At 62.2% G+C, this 3,476-nt stretch carries 3 protein-coding genes and 1 pseudogene; all 4 read right to left on the minus strand.

What is annotated here, in order from left to right; all coding sequences use genetic code 11:
* Nucleotides 1-93 (minus strand): annotated as a pseudogene (locus A2I95_RS28035) (alpha/beta hydrolase); the annotation flags it as partial.
* Nucleotides 90-1,208: a cobalamin-independent methionine synthase II family protein gene (locus A2I95_RS28040; protein ID WP_291735196.1), complete on the minus strand. Its 1,119-nt coding sequence runs from the start codon at nt 1,206-1,208 to the stop codon at nt 90-92. The pseudogene A2I95_RS28035 and the gene A2I95_RS28040, both read right to left, overlap by 4 nt.
* Before the next feature lie 95 nt (nt 1,209-1,303).
* Nucleotides 1,304-2,263, minus strand: coding sequence for a cupin (locus A2I95_RS28045; protein WP_291735194.1), 960 nt, complete (start codon nt 2,261-2,263; stop codon nt 1,304-1,306).
* A 163-nt stretch (nt 2,264-2,426) separates the two neighbouring features.
* Nucleotides 2,427-3,416: an ester cyclase gene (locus tag A2I95_RS28050; protein ID WP_291735197.1), complete on the minus strand. Its 990-nt coding sequence runs from the start codon at nt 3,414-3,416 to the stop codon at nt 2,427-2,429.
* Between the last annotated feature and the right edge of the window lie 60 nt (nt 3,417-3,476).

Genomic DNA, 3,476 nt, shown 5'->3' on the forward strand with positions numbered 1-3,476 from the left:
ATGCAGATTGCGCTGGCCGGACAAGGCGGCGATTTGCGGGGTGAACAACCGCGCGTCGCACATCATGCCGGGGATCAGGACAAGCGGTGTCATTTGGCTATCCGCGCTCCTTCGGAAAGGGCCGCAAGCTTGGCATAGGCGATATCCGGATCCACCGCGCCAAAGCCTGCAAAGGTGCCAAAACCGCAGTCAGAGCCCGCGATCACCCGGTCATTGCTGACGATTTCCGTAAATCTTTCAATGCGCTGCGCGACCAGCTCAGGATGTTCAACAAAATTGGTGGTGGTGTCCACAACACCGGGAACTAGCACCTTATCCTCCGGGATTTTCGCCTTGCGGTCGCGGAATACTGTCCATTCATGGGCATGGCGCGGGTTGGAGGTTTCAAACAGCACATAGCGCGACTTGGTGTTCATCAAGGTAGTGAAGACCTTATCCATCGGGATGTCGCAGCAATGCGGGCCTTCGTAGTTGCCCCAGCAGATATGCACTCGGACGCGCTCTTGTGGCACGTTCTGCAGCGCATGGTTCAGGGCCTCCACGTGCATGTCTGCGACTTTGACGAATTCGGCGTCGCTGAGATCATTGAACAGCATGTGCCGCGACAGCGCCAGGTCAGGGCAGTCGAGCTGCAAATCCAGCCCTGCAGCCACGATGGTTTCATATTCTGCCTTCATCGCATCGGCCAGCGCGGCCAGGTACGCCTCGCGCGTGGGGTAGTAATCATTCTGCAAAAACAGAGAGATAACACCAGGCGATGCGGCATTCATGAAGCCGCATTCGGCGCCGTGTTCCGCCATCGCAGCCTTGAGGTTGGCAATGTCCTTTCCCAGCTCGTCCTGGCCTTTGGAACGCACCTCGCCGGTACACATGGGGCGGGCATATTGCGGCGTGCCGCCGTGGTCTGCCAGCCGTTGCAGGAAGCCGGGAAACATCTTCAGATCGGCAGGCGCATTGCGCGGGCTGTCGCCGGAAAAGCCGGTGTAGCGGTCCTTGACGTAGGTGGCATAGGAGATCTTGGAGGTCTCGCCGTCGCTGACGATATCTACCCCCGCGGCAACTTGTTTGCGGACAGTTTCAGAAACGGCAGCCGACATGCAGGCGTCGAATTCCGCCTGGTCAAAAGGTTCCTTCCGCTCGCGGGCGAAGATGAAATCCACCACCTTCCGGGTCCGGGGCAGCGAGCCTACATGGGTTGTCTTGACCATCATCCAATCTCCCTGATTTCAGGGGGTGCCATGCGTACACCCCCTGTACACCTCCTGTGCAGCGGACGGCGCCGCACAGGAGGTAACTGCGGCCATCAGCCCTGCCAGGTGGCGCCGGCAGGATCGTCGGTTGCGGTGATGCGGTAGAGGCCCGCGTTCCCGGTCATCGACGGTTCGGCGCTGTAGCTTTCGCCAGGCAGCACCAGCGCGGTGTCGCCGTTGGACAGGGTGGTCTCGACCTCGTTGATGGTGATCCGCCAATGGCCGCTGGCGGGCATCAGAACCACCGGCTTTTCCGCCTTGACCTGATCCGCCACGGCAGAGCCGCGGGCCAGGAAATCGACCTCAAAGCCCGGCTTGTCCTTGATCAGGCCGTTCTCGCCGATAACCACAGCCGGTTTGCCCGCCGCCAGCGCCATCAGATCCCAGTAACGGGCGACATACCTGCCAATTACATCTTCGACCGGCACCTCGGGGTAGGCCTTCAGCTGCTCTTCGGTCAGCACCGGCATCGGTTGCACGTTGTGCGGCAGTTCCTGGCCCTTCTTGCTGTCATACAGCACGCCGTTGTCGCCCAGCATCAGCCCGTGGGCTTTGGCGTCCTCGATCACCTGCGGCGCCCAGGTGACGCCGCCGCCAGCATCGTCGCCGCCGAGGATCGACATGATCATGCCATAGTCCTGGCCGACGTTTTCAAAGCCGCGGAAGATGCCGGTGGGGATGTTGAAGATATCGCCTTCCTCGGCGATGAACTCACCCGCGGTGCCATAGCGGCCCCAGAAAAAGCGCCAACGGCCTTTGGCGACAAAGAACACTTCGGCGGTGGTGTGGCTGTGCAGCGAGTTGCGGCACTTCGGAGGCTGACCCGCCGCGCCGATGTTGAAGCCGATCTTGTCGGTGATGTGGACATGCTGGTCCGGGCTTTCACTGACGCCGCCGCCGATGATGGTGAAGTTTTCCTTCTGGTCGGAGCCCGGGGTGTGGGCGTCAATGAAGGCGGTCTTGCAGGGTTTCAGCTCGCCGTAGCGGACGATGCGGGATTGAATGGTGCTCATGGCTGGTATCCTTTTGTGCCGGGATGAAGAGGGAGGGAGGAGAATGCCCCCATCATCCCGGCGGCCGCAGGTTCAGCCGGCGTGCGCGCAGCGAGGCGCGGTGCCGGTGAAAGCGGCATGTCGCTTGCCGGTTGTCCAGCTGGTATGTGCCGAAGGCGATCACTTAGACAGCGCCCGTATGCAGCAGAATCTGCTTTTGAACGGCGGTTTCATCAAACAGCGTCCATTCGCGGCGCAGCTTGATATCGCCGCCGATCAGTTCGCCCCATTCGGCGTGGCTGATGCCCAGCACATAAAGCCCGGCGCCTGAAGGCGCACCCAGGCTGCCCCAGCCGTCATGCTTGCCGCTGAGGCTCCAGCGGATGGCGGAGCGCGGCGGCATGTTGGGATCGTCGCGGCCGATCTGGTGATGGATGGTGAAGGCCGCGGAGGGCATCGAGGCCCGCAGACCCATCCAGAAGCGTTCCACCGGGTCAAAGCTGTGGCCGGTGGCGCCGCCGGGGTATTCCGACTGCACGGCCCGGTCGTATTCGGATTTGATGGCGGTCATGTCCGCATTCATGATCCGGGTCAGCAGATCGGCGTGGCGCTGGCCCCACTCATTGCCGTTGCCGCGCCCCTTGTAGGGGCCTTCCAGGTCATTGGTCGGCGTCAGCGGTTTGACACAGGCCTCCGCGCCGCCCTCGCGGGCGATCTGATCGCGGGAGAATTCCATTGGATCCCAGCCCATCTGCCGCACCACCGCGCCGTTGTCGCGGATCAGCCATTCGTCGTCGATGGCATTGTTGCGGGCGTGGCAGTCGGCCAGGATGCGGTAGACCAGCGGCTTGCCGGTCGCCTTGCCAAAGGCGCCGTCGCCCAGATGGGTTGCGGTCGACAGGATACGGTGGCTGGACAGCATGCCCTCTTCCAGCGTGCCGGACCAGATCACATCCTCGCCCAGCAGCGTACGGTCCGGGAATTCCGCCAGGGTGGCCATGGTCGCGGCAATTACGCCCTGGTTGCCAGTGGACACCGAACCGGGCATGCGCACCACGATATCCGGTGCGTAATAGTCGTGCAGGGTGGCAAAGCCGCGGCTTTCCCAGATTTCATGGGTGATCCCGATGATGTAGTCGGGGAAGTCGCGGAATTTCGGGTCAAAACCCTTCATGAGGTCCATCCTTCGGGTATCCGTGCCGAGCCGCGCACGATCAGCGGTCCGTCGATGGCG

The organism is Leisingera sp. F5, from assembly GCF_001593695.1.

Coding starts and splice junctions, on each gene's coding strand:
- A2I95_RS28040 (WP_291735196.1), bottom strand. CDS start 1,208: ATGGTCAAGACAACCCATGTAGGCTCGCTGCCCCGGACCCGGAAGGTG.
- A2I95_RS28045 (WP_291735194.1), bottom strand. CDS start 2,263: ATGAGCACCATTCAATCCCGCATCGTCCGCTACGGCGAGCTGAAACCC.
- A2I95_RS28050 (WP_291735197.1), bottom strand. CDS start 3,416: ATGAAGGGTTTTGACCCGAAATTCCGCGACTTCCCCGACTACATCATC.